The 15,939-nt window shown below is 60.2% G+C and carries 11 protein-coding genes and 1 tRNA gene; all 12 read left to right on the top strand.

Annotated elements, in window-relative coordinates:
• Positions 1–3: 3 nt before the first annotated feature.
• The 12 genes from tuf (at position 4) to rpoC (ending at position 15,883) form a co-directional block, all read left to right on the top strand.
• On the top strand, positions 4–1,179 hold the full coding sequence (gene tuf, locus C8J33_RS05805; RefSeq protein WP_092933380.1) for an elongation factor Tu: 1,176 nt from the start codon (positions 4–6) through the stop codon (positions 1,177–1,179).
• Positions 1,180–1,374: 195 nt separating this feature from the next.
• Complete coding sequence (locus C8J33_RS05800; RefSeq protein ID WP_132663422.1) at positions 1,375–2,289, top strand: NAD-dependent epimerase/dehydratase family protein; 915 nt, start codon at positions 1,375–1,377, stop codon at positions 2,287–2,289.
• Between the two features lie 273 nt (positions 2,290–2,562).
• Positions 2,563–3,222: a hypothetical protein gene (locus tag C8J33_RS05795; RefSeq protein WP_132663421.1), complete on the top strand. Its 660-nt coding sequence runs from the start codon at positions 2,563–2,565 to the stop codon at positions 3,220–3,222.
• 147 nt (positions 3,223–3,369) lie between these two features.
• Positions 3,370–3,445, top strand: a tRNA-Trp gene (locus C8J33_RS05790).
• A gap of 237 nt (positions 3,446–3,682) precedes the next feature.
• The gene (gene secE, locus C8J33_RS05785) at positions 3,683–3,883 is read left to right on the top strand and encodes a preprotein translocase subunit SecE (RefSeq protein ID WP_062594489.1); all 201 of its coding nucleotides are present in this window, start codon (positions 3,683–3,685) and stop codon (positions 3,881–3,883) included.
• 16 nt (positions 3,884–3,899) lie between these two features.
• Positions 3,900–4,430, top strand: coding sequence for a transcription termination/antitermination protein NusG (gene nusG / locus C8J33_RS05780; RefSeq protein ID WP_062594498.1), 531 nt, complete (start codon positions 3,900–3,902; stop codon positions 4,428–4,430).
• A 229-nt stretch (positions 4,431–4,659) separates the two neighbouring features.
• Positions 4,660–5,091 (top strand): 50S ribosomal protein L11, encoded by a 432-nt coding sequence (rplK, locus tag C8J33_RS05775; RefSeq protein WP_092933386.1) that lies wholly within the window; start codon positions 4,660–4,662, stop codon positions 5,089–5,091.
• Between the two features lies 1 nt (position 5,092).
• Entirely contained in the window at positions 5,093–5,791 is a 699-nt protein-coding gene (gene rplA / locus C8J33_RS05770) for a 50S ribosomal protein L1 (RefSeq protein WP_110731252.1), read from the top strand.
• Positions 5,792–6,119: 328 nt separating this feature from the next.
• Positions 6,120–6,641, top strand: coding sequence for a 50S ribosomal protein L10 (rplJ, locus tag C8J33_RS05765; protein ID WP_110731253.1), 522 nt, complete (start codon positions 6,120–6,122; stop codon positions 6,639–6,641).
• Between the two features lie 59 nt (positions 6,642–6,700).
• Entirely contained in the window at positions 6,701–7,078 is a 378-nt protein-coding gene (gene rplL / locus C8J33_RS05760) for a 50S ribosomal protein L7/L12 (RefSeq protein WP_092933389.1), read from the top strand.
• 265 nt (positions 7,079–7,343) lie between these two features.
• Entirely contained in the window at positions 7,344–11,483 is a 4,140-nt protein-coding gene (gene rpoB / locus C8J33_RS05755; protein WP_132663420.1) for a DNA-directed RNA polymerase subunit beta, read from the top strand.
• 194 nt (positions 11,484–11,677) lie between these two features.
• On the top strand, positions 11,678–15,883 hold the full coding sequence (gene rpoC, locus C8J33_RS05750) for a DNA-directed RNA polymerase subunit beta' (RefSeq protein WP_110803129.1): 4,206 nt from the start codon (positions 11,678–11,680) through the stop codon (positions 15,881–15,883).
• Positions 15,884–15,939 lie beyond the last annotated feature (56 nt).

Genomic DNA, 15,939 nt, shown 5'->3' with positions numbered 1-15,939 from the left:
CCCATGGCAAAGAGCAAGTTTGAACGCAACAAGCCGCACGTGAACATCGGAACGATCGGTCACGTCGACCATGGCAAGACGTCGCTGACGGCAGCGATCACGAAGTATTTCGGCGAATACAAGGCGTACGACCAGATCGACGCCGCTCCGGAAGAAAAGGCCCGCGGCATCACCATCTCGACGGCACACGTCGAATATGAGACGCCGGCTCGCCACTACGCGCACGTCGACTGCCCCGGCCACGCCGACTACGTCAAGAACATGATCACCGGTGCGGCGCAGATGGACGGCGCGATCCTCGTCTGCTCGGCAGCCGATGGCCCGATGCCCCAGACCCGCGAACACATCCTGCTGGCCCGTCAGGTCGGCGTTCCCGCGATCGTCGTGTTTCTCAACAAGGTCGACCAGGTTGACGACGCCGAGCTTCTCGAGCTCGTCGAGCTGGAAGTTCGCGAACTGCTGTCGTCCTACGACTTCCCCGGCGACGACATTCCGATCGTCAAGGGCTCGGCTCTGGCCGCTCTGGAAGATTCGGACAAGAAGATCGGCGAAGACGCGATCCGCGAACTGATGGCCGCTGTCGATGCGTACATCCCGACGCCTGAGCGTCCGATCAACATGCCGTTCCTGATGCCGATCGAAGACGTGTTCTCGATCTCGGGTCGTGGTACGGTCGTGACCGGTCGCGTCGAGCGCGGCATCGTCAAGGTCGGTGAAGAAGTCGAGATCGTCGGCATCCGTGCGACGTCCAAGACCACCGTCACCGGCGTCGAAATGTTCCGCAAGCTGCTCGATCAGGGCCAGGCCGGCGACAACATCGGTGCTCTCGTCCGCGGCGTCACCCGTGACGGCGTCGAGCGTGGCCAGATCCTGTGCAAGCCGGGCTCTGTCAAGCCGCACAAGAAGTTCATGGCTGAAGCCTACATCCTGACGAAGGAAGAAGGCGGCCGTCATACGCCGTTCTTCACGAACTACCGTCCGCAGTTCTACTTCCGCACGACGGACGTGACGGGCATCGTGACGCTTCCGGAAGGCACGGAAATGGTCATGCCCGGCGACAACGTTACCGTTGCTGTCGAGCTGATCGTTCCGATCGCGATGGAAGAAAAGCTGCGCTTCGCGATCCGCGAAGGCGGCCGTACCGTCGGCGCCGGCATCGTGGCTTCGATCGTCGAGTAATCCTGAACGACGACGGTGCGGCATTTCTAAGCCGCGCCGTTGATCGACAGATGACATTCTGGAAAGCGCTGCCTTCGGGTGGCGCTTTTCTCGTTTCGGTGTGGGAAACGCGGATGTTCGAACGCGCCTGCTTCCTCCCGCTTGCTCTTCGCCGTCAATGCGTTAGATCCGCCTTGCCATTCTGGAGGATATACCGTGAAGAAACGCATTCTGTTTACCGGCGGCGCCGGCAAGGCCGGCCGGCATGTCGTGCCGTATCTGCTGGACGCCGGCTATGAGGTTCACAATCTTGACCTCGTGCCGTTGGAGCATCCCGGCGTCACCAATCTCATCGTCGACATCACGGATAGCGGGCAGGTCTTCAATGCATTGTCCATGCACGCCGACATGCCGGATCTCGATCGCGCACCGATCGGCAAGGGCAGGGGCATGCAGCCCTACGACGCCGTGGTGCACTTCGCGGCCATTCCGCGCATCCTGATCAAGCCGGACAACGAAACCTTCCGCATCAACACGATCGGCACCTACAACGTCATCGAAGCCGCCGCGAAATTCGGCGTCCGCAAGATCCTCGTCGCCTCCAGCGAAACGACCTACGGCATCTGCTTTGCCGAGGGGCATCGCGACGTTGGCAAGTTCCCGCTGGAGGAGGACGACGATGTCAGCCCCATGGACAGCTACGGCCTGTCCAAGGTGCTGAACGAGAAGACGGCACGGGCCTTTGCCGAGCGCTTCGGCATCGATATCTACGCGATCCGCATCGGCAACGTCATTGAGCCCCATGAATATGGGATGTTCCCGACGTGGTTTGCCGATCCGACCATCCGTAAACGCATCGCCTGGAGCTATATCGACGCCCGCGATCTCGGCCAGATCTGCAAGCTCGGCATCGAGAAAGACGGGCTTGGTTTCCAGGTGTTCAACGCTGCCAACGATACAACGTCCGCCAACACGCCGACGGCGGACCTCCTTCGGGATTTCTTCCCGAATGTGCCGGTATCGCGTGAACTCGGAACCTATGAGAGTCTCTTGTCGAACCAGAAGATCCGCGATGTCCTTGGTTTCAGCCAAGAGCATGACTGGCGCAAATACGTGCCGGTCGCCGGCTAATGCCATCACTTTAACGATCGCTTGGCGCGGTTCGGTCGCGCCAAGCGATCCTGCGAATGACCCCCAAGTTTTTGGGGTTTCGCAATGGAGATGCGGAGACTATCCTAGAAAAGCTTTGACGCACGATTGCGTCCCGAAGCGTCTGCCGCCGGCACATCCGAAGCGAGCGGTATCAACGTCTCCTGTGCGGTCCGCGTTCCAGGTGATGGATTTTCGACAGGGCGTGTCCGTCGATGGAAATCGACTGGCAGCCTCGAACGGTGGAACGCATACATGATCACGATGTCCCGAACGGCTCTTGCCGCTGCTTGCTATGCGCTCATAGCCTTCAGTCTCCCTCATGCTGCACAGGCAGAGGATCGCTTGATCTGGCAGCCGACGAAGTCGGGCGAAAATGGCATGCATCTGCGGATGGGTATCAAGCTTCCGGTGGAAGGAGAGGCGAGCGCAGGCGCCGACGTGGCGGTGGCCGCCAGCCGCTCCGGCCGCGTCGAGGACACGCCGGTCGATGTCTGGGCGCGCGTCGCCGTTCGCCGCGGCACGAGCACGGCCGTGGTCACTAGCCGAACCATTGACGGTGTGTTCGACCCACGGACGGGGAACGGCAATCTGGATGTCGGCATGGATCGAAAGCGAATCATGACCGAAAGTTTCGATCTGGAGCGCGGCCGCAACGTCAACGTCTCCTGCAACGCGCATCTCAAGCGCTGCGACAATGTCGTTCTCAGCCAGTCGGCCCGTTTGTCGGCCGTGGCAACCGGAACAGCGCTCGTCGCGGAAGGGAACTACTCCTCCGCAACGCTCGACTTCTCCAATGTCGTTCGCGTCGAACAGAAGGTCACGCGGAAGATGAATGTGACGGCGGCGCTTGCCGCGCCGTTCAAGAATGATCGACAGGCGAGCCTCAGCCTGTCCTACGCCTTCAACTGGTAGGCCTGCGGGTTCAATTCGTGGATGAGGGGACCGTCCCGGCCGAAAAGATGAAAAGGGCTCTTGCCAATCCGGCCCGCCCGTCTTAAAGGAGCGCACGGTCGACACGACGACGATACGCTCCTTGGAGTTGTTCCGTCTGCGCCGTGAAGGGGTATAGCTCAGTTGGTAGAGCGGCGGTCTCCAAAACCGCAGGTCGTCGGTTCAAGCCCGGCTGCCCCTGCCATTTTCATATGTGATAGCGTCATTCCATAGCGACACATCTCGTCGTGACTGTCAAAGCAACGACGTTTTATATATTGGAAAGACCGCGTGGCGCCCTTGGTGTTGGGCGGCATAATTCGCTTAAAAGATCGGAAAGTCCTTGTGATTTTCAGAATCGGTCTTTATGTAGGGTCCAACAGACACGCGGCGCGTGGGGCTGAGCATTCAGCTTTACGGGCCGTCAAGGCGTGAGCATTCAATGGCAGCGAAGACTAATCCCGTAACGTTTCTGAAGCAGGTCCGCTCCGAGACGGCAAAAGTGACATGGCCCTCCCGCCGGGAAACCGTGATCTCCACGCTGATGGTGTTTATCATGGTCATCATTTCTGCGGCTTTCTTCTTTGCTGCGGATCAATTGATGGGCTGGCTCATCGGCCTCGTCCTCAATGTCGGCATCTAATCGAGTGGGAATGAACATGGCTCCGCGTTGGTATATCGTTCACGCCTATTCGAATTTCGAGAAGAAGGTTGCCGAGTCGATCGAAGAGAAGGCCAAGCAGAAGGGCTTGAGCCATCTGTTTGAAAAGATCCTGGTTCCGACGGAAAAGGTTGTCGAAGTCCGTCGCGGCCGCAAGGTCGATGCCGAGCGCAAGTTCTTTCCGGGTTACGTGATGGTTCGCGCCAACCTGACGGATGAGGCCTATCACCTCATCAAGAACACACCGAAGGTCACTGGGTTCCTCGGTTCCGACAATAAGCCTGTTCCGATCCCGGACCATGAGGCCGAGCGCATTCTCGGTCAGGTCCAGGACGGTGTTGACCGGCCGAAGCCTTCGATCTCGTTCGAGGTCGGCGAGCAGGTTCGCGTTTCGGACGGTCCCTTCGCCTCGTTCAACGGCATCGTTCAGGATGTCGACGAAGAGCGGGCCCGTCTCAAGGTCGAAGTTTCGATCTTTGGTCGCGCAACGCCGGTCGATCTCGAATTCGCTCAGGTCGAGAAGGTCTGAGTCGACGTAATGACGATCCGCCCAAGGGTGGATCTTCTGGCGGCGATATCGCCGCCACCGCGTGGAAGGGGAAGGGCTCTTAGCCGGACCCGGAAACCGCACCACGCAACCGCAGCCGCCGCATTTCATCGAGATACGGCATCCGTGACCGGGAAACCGGTCAAACGCCCGGTCCACGATGCGCCTTCACGGTGCGTCCGAGGGTCGGACAGAGAAAAGGCAGAGAGTAATGGCTAAGAAAGTTATGGGCCACCTCAAGCTGCAGGTGAAGGCAGGGTCGGCCAATCCGTCCCCGCCGATCGGTCCTGCACTTGGTCAGCGCGGCATCAACATCATGGAATTCTGCAAGGCGTTCAATGCCGCCACGCAGGAAATGGAAAAGGGCATGCCGATCCCGGTCGTCATCACCTACTTCCAGGACAAGTCCTTTACCTTCATGATGAAGAAGCCGCCGGTCAGCTACTTCCTCAAGAAGGAAGCAAAGATCACCTCGGGCTCCAAGACCCCGGGCAAGGGCGGCGCTGCCGCAACCCTCACCAAGGCTCAGATCCGTTCGATCGCAGAAGCCAAGATGAAGGATCTTAATGCAGCCGATATCGAAGGCGCGATGACCATGATCGAGGGCTCCGCCCGCGCCATGGGTCTGGAAGTGGTGGCGTAAGATGACAAAGCTTGCAAAGCGCGTACAGAAGACCCGCGAAGGCGTCGATCCCACCAAGATCTACAGCCTGTCGGACGCTATCGGCATGGTCAAGGAACGGGCAATCGCCAAGTTCGACGAAACCATCGAAGTGGCCATGAACCTCGGCGTTGACCCGCGTCACGCCGACCAGATGGTCCGCGGCGTCGTCAACCTGCCGAACGGCACCGGCCGCGACGTTCGCGTCGCCGTTTTCGCACGTGGCGCCAAGGCTGACGAAGCCCGCGCTGCTGGCGCAGACGTTGTTGGCGCCGAAGATCTCGTCGAGATCGTTCAGGGCGGCAAGATCGACTTCGATCGTTGCATCGCGACCCCGGACATGATGCCGCTCGTCGGCCGCCTCGGCAAGGTTCTCGGCCCCCGCGGCATGATGCCGAACCCGAAGGTCGGCACCGTGACCATGGACGTCACCGGCGCCGTCAAGGCTTCCAAGGGTGGCGCTGTCGAGTTCCGCGTCGAGAAGGCTGGTATTATCCACGCCGGCATCGGCAAGGCCTCGTTCGCTCCGGGCGCTCTGGAAGAAAACATCCGTGCTTTCGCGGATGCGGTCATCAAGGCGAAGCCGGCAGGTGCCAAGGGCAACTACGTCAAGCGCATCGCGATTTCCTCGACCATGGGTCCGGGCGTCAAGATCGATCTGTCGACGCTCAGCGTCGCCTGATTTGTCGGCGGGGTGAAAGCCCTGCCGAACACGAATTTCGGTCCTTCGGGATCGGATCTCCGGGCTTCGGCCCGGAACTCCTGTCCGAGATTGCAGGTGGTTATCCCTTAATCACTGATGCCTGCATGAGACGGGTGAGACCCGAATTTGTCCCGAGGCTTTGGCCAAGGGAAACATCGGTTCGAACCTCGGCTTGCCTTGTGAGCGCCTCGCGGCGCTTCGCAGGGGACAGGATCCTCGAGCGTCGCACGGGATCGTTTGTATCCCGCGCGGCAAAGGCAAACCCGGCAGGCCTGCAGGATTGCGGTCTGCCAACTGGAGATAGGCAGTGGAAAGAGCGGAAAAACGCGAATTCGTCACGGAGCTGAACGAAGTCTTCAAGGCTTCCGGTTCGGTTGTTGTGGCCCACTATGCCGGCGTCACCGTTGCGCAAATGAACGATTTTCGTTCGAAGATGCGCGCAGCTGGCGGCACCGTCAAAGTCGCGAAGAACCGTCTGGCCAAGATTGCCCTTCAGGGTACGGAGTCCGAAGGGATCATCGATCTCTTCAAGGGTCAGACGCTGATTGCATACAGCGTCGATCCGATCGTGGCTCCCAAGGTCGTCGTGGATTTCGCCAAGACCAACGACAAGGTCGTTGTTCTCGGTGGTTCCATGGGCACCACAACGCTGAATGCGGAAGGCGTCAAGTCGCTTGCGACCCTGCCTTCGCTGGACGAACTGCGTGGAAGGCTGCTGGGTATGATCCAGACGCCGGCTACCCGGATCGCAAGCGTTGTTGCAGCACCGGCAAGCCAGCTTGCCCGCGTGTTCGCGGCCTACGCCAAGAAGGACGAAGAAGCCGCATAAGGCGGTTTTTCGCTGTTTATATCAACATCGGTTCGAATTGAACAAAAGGAACTATGACTATGGCTGATCTCTCTAAGATCGTTGAAGACCTCTCCTCGCTGACCGTTCTGGAAGCCGCAGAACTGTCGAAGCTTCTCGAAGAAAAGTGGGGCGTTTCCGCTGCTGCACCGGTAGCCGTTGCTGCTGCCGGCGGCGCTGGCGCTGCTGCTCCCGTCGAAGAAGAAAAGACCGAGTTCGACGTTATCCTGGCTGAAGCCGGCGCTAACAAGATCAACGTCATCAAGGAAGTCCGCGCGATCACCGGCCTCGGCCTCAAGGAAGCCAAGGACCTTGTCGAAGCTGCTCCGAAGGCCGTCAAGGAAGGCGTCACGAAGGCTGAAGCTGCTGACCTCAAGAAGAAGCTCGAAGATGCTGGCGCCAAGGTTGACGTCAAGTAATCTGGCTTTATGACAGAGAGAGGCGGCCCGAAAGGGCTGCCTCTCTTTGACCGTTTTTCGAACGTATTACCCAAAAGCCCCCACATAATCGGCTTTTTGGTAATGGGTTCTTCAAGAGGATGGTCCCGGTACCTGGACGACACGGCATTCCGCGCTTTGTGTCCTGGGCCGCGAGACGAGATTGAGCAATCCATCTTAGACGGGGTCGACTGGCCATCGGTCCCCGTCCGTTGCAGGCCCGGATGCACATATTGAAGGAGCGACGATGGCTCAGACCCTTACGTTTAACGGTCGCAGGCGCGTACGCAAGTTTTTCGGCAAAATTCCCGAAGTCGCAGAAATGCCGAACCTCATCGAGGTTCAGAAGGCGTCCTACGACCAGTTCCTGATGGTCAAGGAGCCGGCCGGCGGCCGTCCTGACGAAGGGCTGCAGTCGGTTTTCAAGTCCGTCTTCCCGATCAGCGATTTTTCCGGCGCCTCCATGCTGGAGTTCGTCTCCTATGAGTTCGAGCCCCCGAAGTTCGACGTCGACGAATGCCGTCAGCGCGACCTGACCTACGCAGCGCCGCTCAAGGTGACGCTGCGCCTCATCGTGTTCGATATCGATGAAGATACGGGTGCGAAGTCCGTCAAGGACATCAAGGAACAGAACGTTTACATGGGCGACATGCCGCTCATGACGAACAACGGTACGTTCATCGTCAACGGCACCGAGCGCGTCATCGTTTCGCAGATGCACCGTTCGCCGGGCGTGTTCTTCGACCACGACAAGGGCAAGAGCCACTCGTCGGGCAAGCTGCTGTTCGCTGCACGCGTCATTCCGTATCGCGGTTCCTGGCTCGATATCGAATTCGACGCCAAGGACATCGTGCACGCACGTATCGACCGTCGCCGCAAGATCCCCGTCTCCTCCCTGCTGATGGCACTCGGCATGGACGGCGAGGAGATCCTCGAGACATTCTACACCAAGTCCTTCTACAAGCGTGACGGCAAGGGCTGGCGGATTCCGTTCCAGCCGGAGGTCCTGAAGGGCCAGAAGGCTATCACCGAGATGGTCGACGCCGACACCGGCGAAGTCGTCGTGGAAAGCGGCAAGAAGCTGACCCCGCGGCTGCTCCGTTCGCTGACCGAGAAGGGCCTGAAGGCCATTAAGGCGTCCGACGACGATCTCTACGGCAACTACCTTGCCGAAGACCTCGTCAATACGGAAACCGGTGAAATCTTCCTGGAAGCCGGCGATGAGATCGACGAGAAGACCCTCGGCGTCATCCTCGCTGCAGGCTTCGATGAGATCCCCGTTCTCGACATCGACCACATCAATGTCGGCGCCTACATCCGCAACACGATCGCTGTTGATAAGAACGAGAACCGTCAGGACGCTCTGTTCGATATCTACCGCGTCATGCGCCCGGGCGAGCCGCCGACCATGGATTCGGCCGAAGCCATGTTCAACACGCTGTTCTTCGATTCGGAGCGTTACGATCTCTCCGCCGTCGGCCGCGTGAAGATGAACATGCGTCTCGACGTCGACGCTGCCGATACGGTCCGCGTTCTGCGCAAGGAAGACATCCTTGCCGTGGTCCGGATGCTGGTCGATCTGCGTGACGGCAAGGGCGAAATCGACGACATCGACAACCTCGGCAACCGCCGTGTTCGTTCCGTCGGCGAACTGATGGAAAATCAGTATCGTCTCGGCCTGCTCCGTATGGAGCGCGCCATCAAGGAGCGAATGTCTTCGATCGAGATCGACACCGTCATGCCGCAAGACCTGATCAACGCCAAGCCGGCGGCTGCCGCCGTGCGCGAGTTCTTCGGTTCCTCGCAGCTGTCGCAGTTCATGGACCAGGTGAACCCGCTCTCGGAAATCACCCACAAGCGCCGTCTTTCGGCTCTTGGACCGGGCGGTCTGACCCGTGAGCGCGCAGGCTTCGAAGTCCGCGACGTTCACCCGACCCACTATGGCCGTATTTGCCCGATCGAGACGCCGGAAGGCCCGAACATCGGTCTGATCAACTCGCTTGCAACCTTTGCCCGCGTCAACAAGTACGGCTTCATCGAAAGCCCGTACCGCAAGATCGTGGACGGCAAGGTGACGCGCGAAGTTGTCTACCTCTCCGCCATGGAAGAGGCCAAGTACCACGTCGCACAGGCCAACTCCGTGCTGAACGCCGAGAACGAATTCGAGGAAGAATTCGTTGTCTGCCGTCACTCGGGTGAAGTCATGCTGACGCCGCGCGATCAGATCAACCTGATGGACGTCTCGCCGAAGCAGCTCGTATCCGTTGCCGCCGCTCTCATCCCGTTCCTTGAGAACGACGATGCGAACCGCGCGCTCATGGGTTCGAACATGCAGCGTCAGGCCGTGCCTCTGCTGCGCGCCGAAGCACCTTTCGTGGGCACCGGCATGGAGCCCGTCGTGGCCCGTGACTCGGGCGCCGCCATCGCGGCTCGCCGTAGTGGCGTCGTCGACCAGGTCGATGCGACGCGTATCGTTATCCGCGCCACGGAAGATCTCGAGTCCGGCAAGTCCGGCGTCGATATCTATCGCCTGCAGAAGTTCCAGCGCTCCAACCAGAACACCTGCGTCAACCAGCGCCCGCTGGTCACCGTCGGTGACATCCTGAACAAGGGCGACATCATCGCGGACGGTCCCTCGACCGACCTCGGCGACCTCGCACTCGGCCGCAACGCGCTCGTCGCGTTCATGCCCTGGAACGGCTACAACTATGAGGACTCGATCCTGCTGTCCGAGCGCATCGTGCGCGACGACGTGTTCACCTCCATCCACATCGAAGAATTCGAAGTGATGGCGCGCGACACGAAGCTGGGTCCGGAAGAAATCACGCGCGACATTCCGAACGTTTCGGAAGAAGCGCTGAAGAACCTCGACGAAGCCGGCATCGTCTATATCGGTGCGGAAGTGCAGCCGGGCGATATCCTCGTCGGCAAGATCACGCCGAAGGGTGAAAGCCCGATGACGCCGGAAGAGAAGCTTCTGCGCGCCATCTTCGGCGAAAAGGCTTCCGACGTCCGTGACACGTCCATGCGCATGCCCCCGGGCACGTTTGGGACCATCGTCGAAGTTCGCGTTTTCAACCGCCACGGCGTTGAGAAGGACGAGCGTGCGATGGCGATCGAGCGCGAGGAAATCGAACGTCTCGCAAAGGACCGCGACGACGAGCAGGCGATTCTCGACCGCAACGTCTATGCCCGCTTGATCGACATGCTGCGCGGCCATGCCGCCGTTGCAGGTCCGAAGAGCTTCAAGAAGGGCACGGAGCTGACCAACTCGATCGTCTCCGAATATCCCCGCTCGCAGTGGTGGATGTTCGCCGTCGAGGACGAAAAGGCTCAGGGCGAGATCGAAGCTCTGCGGGGCCAGTACGACGAGTCGAAGTCGCTGCTCGAGCATCGCTTCATGGACAAGGTCGAAAAGGTCCAGCGCGGCGACGAAATGCCTCCGGGCGTCATGAAGATGGTCAAGGTCTTCGTCGCTGTGAAGCGCAAGATCCAGCCGGGCGACAAGATGGCCGGCCGTCACGGCAACAAGGGTGTCGTGTCGCGCATCGTTCCGATCGAAGACATGCCGTTCCTGGAAGACGGTACGCATGTGGACGTGGTTCTGAACCCGCTGGGCGTGCCGTCGCGCATGAACGTCGGCCAGATCCTCGAGACGCACCTCGGCTGGGCTTGCGCCGGCATGGGTCGCAAGATCGGCGCGATGCTAGATGCCTATAAGGCAGGGGCTGAAATCCAGCCGCTGCGCGATGTCATCGACAGCGTCATCGGATCCGGTCCCAAGGGCGAGCCGATCAAGGACTACGACGACGATAGTATCGTTCGTTTGGCCGAGCAGACACGCCGCGGTGTGTCGATCGCAACGCCGGTCTTCGACGGCGCGGTGGAAGCCGACGTCAACGAAATGCTGGAGCAGGCAGGCCTGAACGTTTCCGGTCAGTCCACGCTTTACGATGGCCGCACGGGCGACCAGTTCGACCGTCAGGTGACCGTCGGCTACATCTACATGCTGAAGCTGAACCACCTTGTGGACGACAAGATCCACGCGCGTTCGATCGGTCCTTACTCGCTGGTCACCCAGCAGCCGCTCGGCGGCAAGGCCCAGTTCGGCGGTCAGCGCTTCGGGGAAATGGAAGTCTGGGCGCTGGAAGCCTACGGCGCCGCCTACACCCTGCAGGAAATGCTGACGGTGAAGTCGGACGACGTGGCCGGGCGTACAAAGGTCTACGAGGCGATCGTGCGCGGCGACGACACGTTCGAGGCAGGCATTCCGGAGAGCTTCAACGTTCTCGTTAAGGAAATGCGCTCCCTCGGCCTGTCCGTCGAGCTCGAGAACTCGAAGCTTGAAGAGCTACAGCCGACGCAGCTGCCGGACGCCGCTGAATAAAACGCGATTGACGCGCGCGCCTCGACCAGGCGCGCGCAGGTCCTGCCGGTCGTCTTCCGAAAGGGGATGACGGGGCAGGGCGCTGAGCCGCACCCGATGCGGTTTTATCCGTTTGACGAGCAGAGGGGCCGGCGCCCCGGGAAATGCCGGCCACCGCGCTCATGATAAGGGGCCTTGCCCCAAAGGAGATAGGCATGAACCAAGAGGTCATGAACCTTTTCAATCCGCAGATGCCTGCACAGACCTTCGATTCGATCCGCATCTCGATCGCGTCGCCGGAGAAGATTCTCTCATGGTCGTTCGGCGAGATCAAGAAGCCGGAAACCATCAACTACCGTACGTTCAAGCCGGAACGCGACGGCCTTTTCTGCGCGCGCATCTTCGGGCCCATCAAGGACTATGAGTGCCTGTGCGGCAAGTACAAGCGCATGAAGTACAAGGGCATCATCTGCGAAAAGTGCGGCGTGGAAGTCACGCTCTCGCGCGTTCGCCGCGAGCGCATGGGCCACATCGAGCTTGCTGCGCCTGTCGCCCACATCTGGTTCCTGAAGTCCCTGCCGAGCCGCATCTCGACGCTGCTCGACATGACGCTGAAGGATATCGAACGCGTTCTCTACTTCGAAAACTACATCGTCACCGAGCCGGGCCTGACCTCTCTGAAGGAGAACCAGCTTCTCTCGGAAGAAGAGTACATGATCGCCGTTGACGAGTTCGGCGAAGATCAGTTCACGGCGATGATCGGCGCGGAAGCCATCTACGAGATGCTCGCCTCGATGAACCTCGAGAAGATCGCCGGCGATCTGCGCCAGGACATGGCTGACACCACGTCCGAGCTGAAGCAGAAGAAGCTGATGAAGCGCCTGAAGATCGTCGAGAACTTCATGGAATCCGGCAACCGTCCGGAGTGGATGATCATGAAGGTCGTTCCGGTGATCCCGCCGGATCTGCGTCCGCTCGTTCCCCTGGACGGTGGTCGTTTCGCGACCTCCGACCTGAACGATCTCTACCGCCGCGTCATCAACCGTAACAACCGCCTGAAGCGGCTGATCGAACTGCGTGCGCCGGGCATCATCATCCGCAACGAAAAGCGTATGCTGCAGGAATCCGTCGATGCGCTGTTTGACAACGGCCGTCGCGGTCGCGTCATCACGGGTGCCAACAAGCGTCCGCTGAAGTCGCTGTCCGACATGCTGAAGGGCAAGCAGGGCCGCTTCCGTCAGAACCTGCTCGGCAAGCGCGTCGATTATTCCGGCCGTTCGGTTATCGTGACCGGTCCGGAACTGAAGCTGCATCAGTGCGGCCTGCCGAAGAAGATGGCGCTCGAACTCTTCAAGCCGTTCATCTACGCCCGCCTCGACGCCAAGGGCTTCTCGTCCACCGTCAAGCAGGCCAAGAAGCTGGTCGAAAAGGAAAAGCCGGAAGTCTGGGATATCCTCGACGAGGTCATCCGCGAGCACCCGGTTCTCCTGAACCGCGCACCGACGCTGCACCGCCTGGGCATCCAGGCGTTTGAGCCCACGCTGGTCGAAGGCAAGGCCATCCAGCTGCATCCGCTCGTCTGCACGGCCTTCAACGCCGACTTCGACGGCGACCAGATGGCTGTTCACGTACCGCTGTCGCTGGAAGCCCAGCTTGAAGCCCGCGTGCTGATGATGTCGACCAACAACATCCTGCACCCGGCCAACGGCGCACCGATCATCGTTCCCTCGCAGGACATGGTTCTCGGGCTCTACTACCTGTCGATCATGAACCAGAACGAGCCGGGCGAAGGCATGGCCTTCTCCGACATCGGGGAACTGCATCACGCGCTCGACAACAAGTCGGTCACGCTGCATGCCAAGATCCGTGGTCGCTTCAAGTCGGTCGATGAGAACGGCAAGCCGGTCTCGAAGATCTTCGAAACGACCCCCGGCCGCATGCTCATCGGCGAACTCCTGCCGAAGAACGTCAACGTGCCGTTCGATGTCTGCAATCAGGAACTGACCAAGAAGAACATCTCCAAGATGATCGACACGGTCTACCGTCACTGCGGCCAGAAGGACACGGTCATCTTCTGCGACCGGATCATGCAGCTCGGCTTCGCACATGCCTGCCGCGCCGGCATTTCGTTCGGTAAGGACGACATGGTCATTCCGGAAACCAAGGCGAAGATCGTCGGCGACACCGAGTCGCTGGTGAAGGAATACGAACAGCAGTACAATGACGGCCTGATCACCCAGGGCGAAAAGTACAACAAGGTCGTAGACGCCTGGGGCAAGGCCACCGAAAAGGTTGCCGAAGACATGATGGCCCGCATTAAGGCTGTCGAATTCGACGACAACGGCCGTCAGAAGCCGATGAACGCGATTTACATGATGTCGCACTCCGGCGCCCGTGGTTCTCCGAACCAGATGCGTCAGCTGGGCGGGATGCGTGGTTTGATGGCCAAGCCCTCGGGCGAAATCATCGAGACCCCGATCATCTCGAACTTCAAGGAAGGTCTGACCGTTAACGAGTACTTCAACTCGACCCACGGTGCCCGTAAGGGTCTTGCAGACACGGCCTTGAAGACGGCCAACTCCGGTTACCTGACGCGTCGTCTCGTCGACGTTGCGCAGGATTGCATCGTCAACTCGGTCGATTGCGGTACCGAAAACGGCCTCACCATGACCGCCATCGTCGATGCCGGTCAGGTCGTTGCCTCCATCGGCGTTCGCGTTCTCGGTCGTACGGCTCTCGACAACATCGATCATCCGGTCACGGGTGAACGCATCGTCGATGCTGGCCGCATGATCCTTGAAGCCGACGTCGTCGAGATCGAAAAGGCCGGTATCCAGTCGATCCGGATTCGTTCGGCTCTGACCTGCGAAATCCAGACCGGCGTCTGCGGCGTCTGCTACGGTCGCGACCTTGCCCGCGGGACCCCTGTCAACATGGGTGAAGCGGTCGGCGTTATCGCGGCTCAGTCGATCGGCGAACCGGGCACGCAGCTGACCATGCGTACGTTCCACCTTGGTGGTACGGCCAACGTGGTCGACCAGTCGTTCTTGGAAGCATCGTACGAAGGTACGATTCAGATCAAGAACCGCAACATGCTGCGCAACTCCGATGGCATCCTCATTGCCATGGGTCGTAACATGGCGATCCAGATCCTTGACGAACGAGGCGTGGAACGGTCCTCGCAGCGTGTCGCCTACGGTTCGAAGATCTTCGTGGACGACGCCGACAAGGTTCGTCGCGGTCAGCGTTTCGCAGAGTGGGACCCCTACACGCGTCCGATGATGACGGAAGTCGAAGGGACGGTTCACTTCGAGGATATCGTCGATGGTATCTCGGTTCTCGAAGCGACCGACGAAGCGACCGGCATCACCAAGCGTCAGGTTATCGACTGGCGTTCGACGCCGAGAGGTATCGACCTGAAGCCGGCGATCGTCATCAAGGACAAGAACGGCGTTGTTGCCAAGCTGTCGCGTGGTGGCGAAGCCCGGTTCCTGCTCTCGGTCGATGCGATCCTGTCGGTCGAGCCTGGTACGAAGGTTTCCCAGGGTGACGTGCTCGCACGTTCGCCGCTGGAAAGCGCCAAGACCAAGGACATCACCGGTGGTCTGCCGCGTGTTGCCGAACTCTTCGAAGCGCGTCGTCCGAAGGACCACGCGATCATCGCGGAGATCGACGGCACGATCCGTTTCGGTCGCGACTACAAGAACAAGCGTCGCGTGCTGATCGAGCCGGCGGAAGACGGTGTCGAGCCGGTCGAATACCTGATCCCGAAGGGCAAGCCCTTCCACCTTCAGGACGGCGACTATATCGAAAAGGGTGACTACATCCTCGACGGTAACCCGGCGCCGCACGACATTCTGGCGATCAAGGGCGTGGAAGCACTCGCTTCCTACCTCGTGAACGAAATCCAGGAAGTCTACCGCCTGCAGGGCGTTGTCATCAACGACAAGCACATCGAGGTGATCGTTCGCCAGATGCTGCAGAAGGTCGAAGTCACCGACGCCGGGGACAGCACCTATATCGTCGGCGACAGCGTGGACCGGATCGAACTGGAAGACGTGAACGACCAGCTGATCGAACAGGGCAAGAAGCCGGCCTATGGCGACCCCGTCCTGCTCGGCATCACCAAGGCGTCGCTGCAGACCCCGTCCTTTATCTCGGCCGCGTCCTTCCAGGAAACGACCAAGGTGCTGACGGAAGCTGCGATCGCCGGCAAGACCGACGGTCTCCAGGGCCTCAAGGAAAACGTCATCGTCGGCCGTCTCATCCCGGCCGGTACCGGTGGCACCATGACGCAGATCCGCCGCATCGCCACGGCGCGCGACGAGATGATCCTCGAGGAACGCCGCAAGTCGACCGGCGCGGACACGGCAACGCCGATGCTCGCCGACATGGCTTCGGAGAACGCGGCCGCCGAATAATCGGCAGACGCAACCACATGAAAAAGCCGCCCGGAGCGATCCGGGCGGCTTTTGAC

This window comes from Rhizobium sp. PP-CC-3G-465 (assembly GCF_004343445.1).
GTDB lineage: Bacteria > Pseudomonadota > Alphaproteobacteria > Rhizobiales > Rhizobiaceae > Ferranicluibacter > Ferranicluibacter rubi.
Note: the sequence above shows the minus strand (reverse complement) of the source record. Positions and strands in the feature narration are given on the sequence as shown.

Coding starts and splice junctions, on each gene's coding strand:
- tuf (WP_092933380.1), top strand. CDS start 4: ATGGCAAAGAGCAAGTTTGAACGCAACAAGCCGCACGTGAACATCGGA.
- C8J33_RS05795 (WP_132663421.1), top strand. CDS start 2,563: ATGATCACGATGTCCCGAACGGCTCTTGCCGCTGCTTGCTATGCGCTC.
- secE (WP_062594489.1), top strand. CDS start 3,683: ATGGCAGCGAAGACTAATCCCGTAACGTTTCTGAAGCAGGTCCGCTCC.
- nusG (WP_062594498.1), top strand. CDS start 3,900: ATGGCTCCGCGTTGGTATATCGTTCACGCCTATTCGAATTTCGAGAAG.
- rplK (WP_092933386.1), top strand. CDS start 4,660: ATGGCTAAGAAAGTTATGGGCCACCTCAAGCTGCAGGTGAAGGCAGGG.
- rplA (WP_110731252.1), top strand. CDS start 5,093: ATGACAAAGCTTGCAAAGCGCGTACAGAAGACCCGCGAAGGCGTCGAT.
- rplL (WP_092933389.1), top strand. CDS start 6,701: ATGGCTGATCTCTCTAAGATCGTTGAAGACCTCTCCTCGCTGACCGTT.
- rpoB (WP_132663420.1), top strand. CDS start 7,344: ATGGCTCAGACCCTTACGTTTAACGGTCGCAGGCGCGTACGCAAGTTT.
- rpoC (WP_110803129.1), top strand. CDS start 11,678: ATGAACCAAGAGGTCATGAACCTTTTCAATCCGCAGATGCCTGCACAG.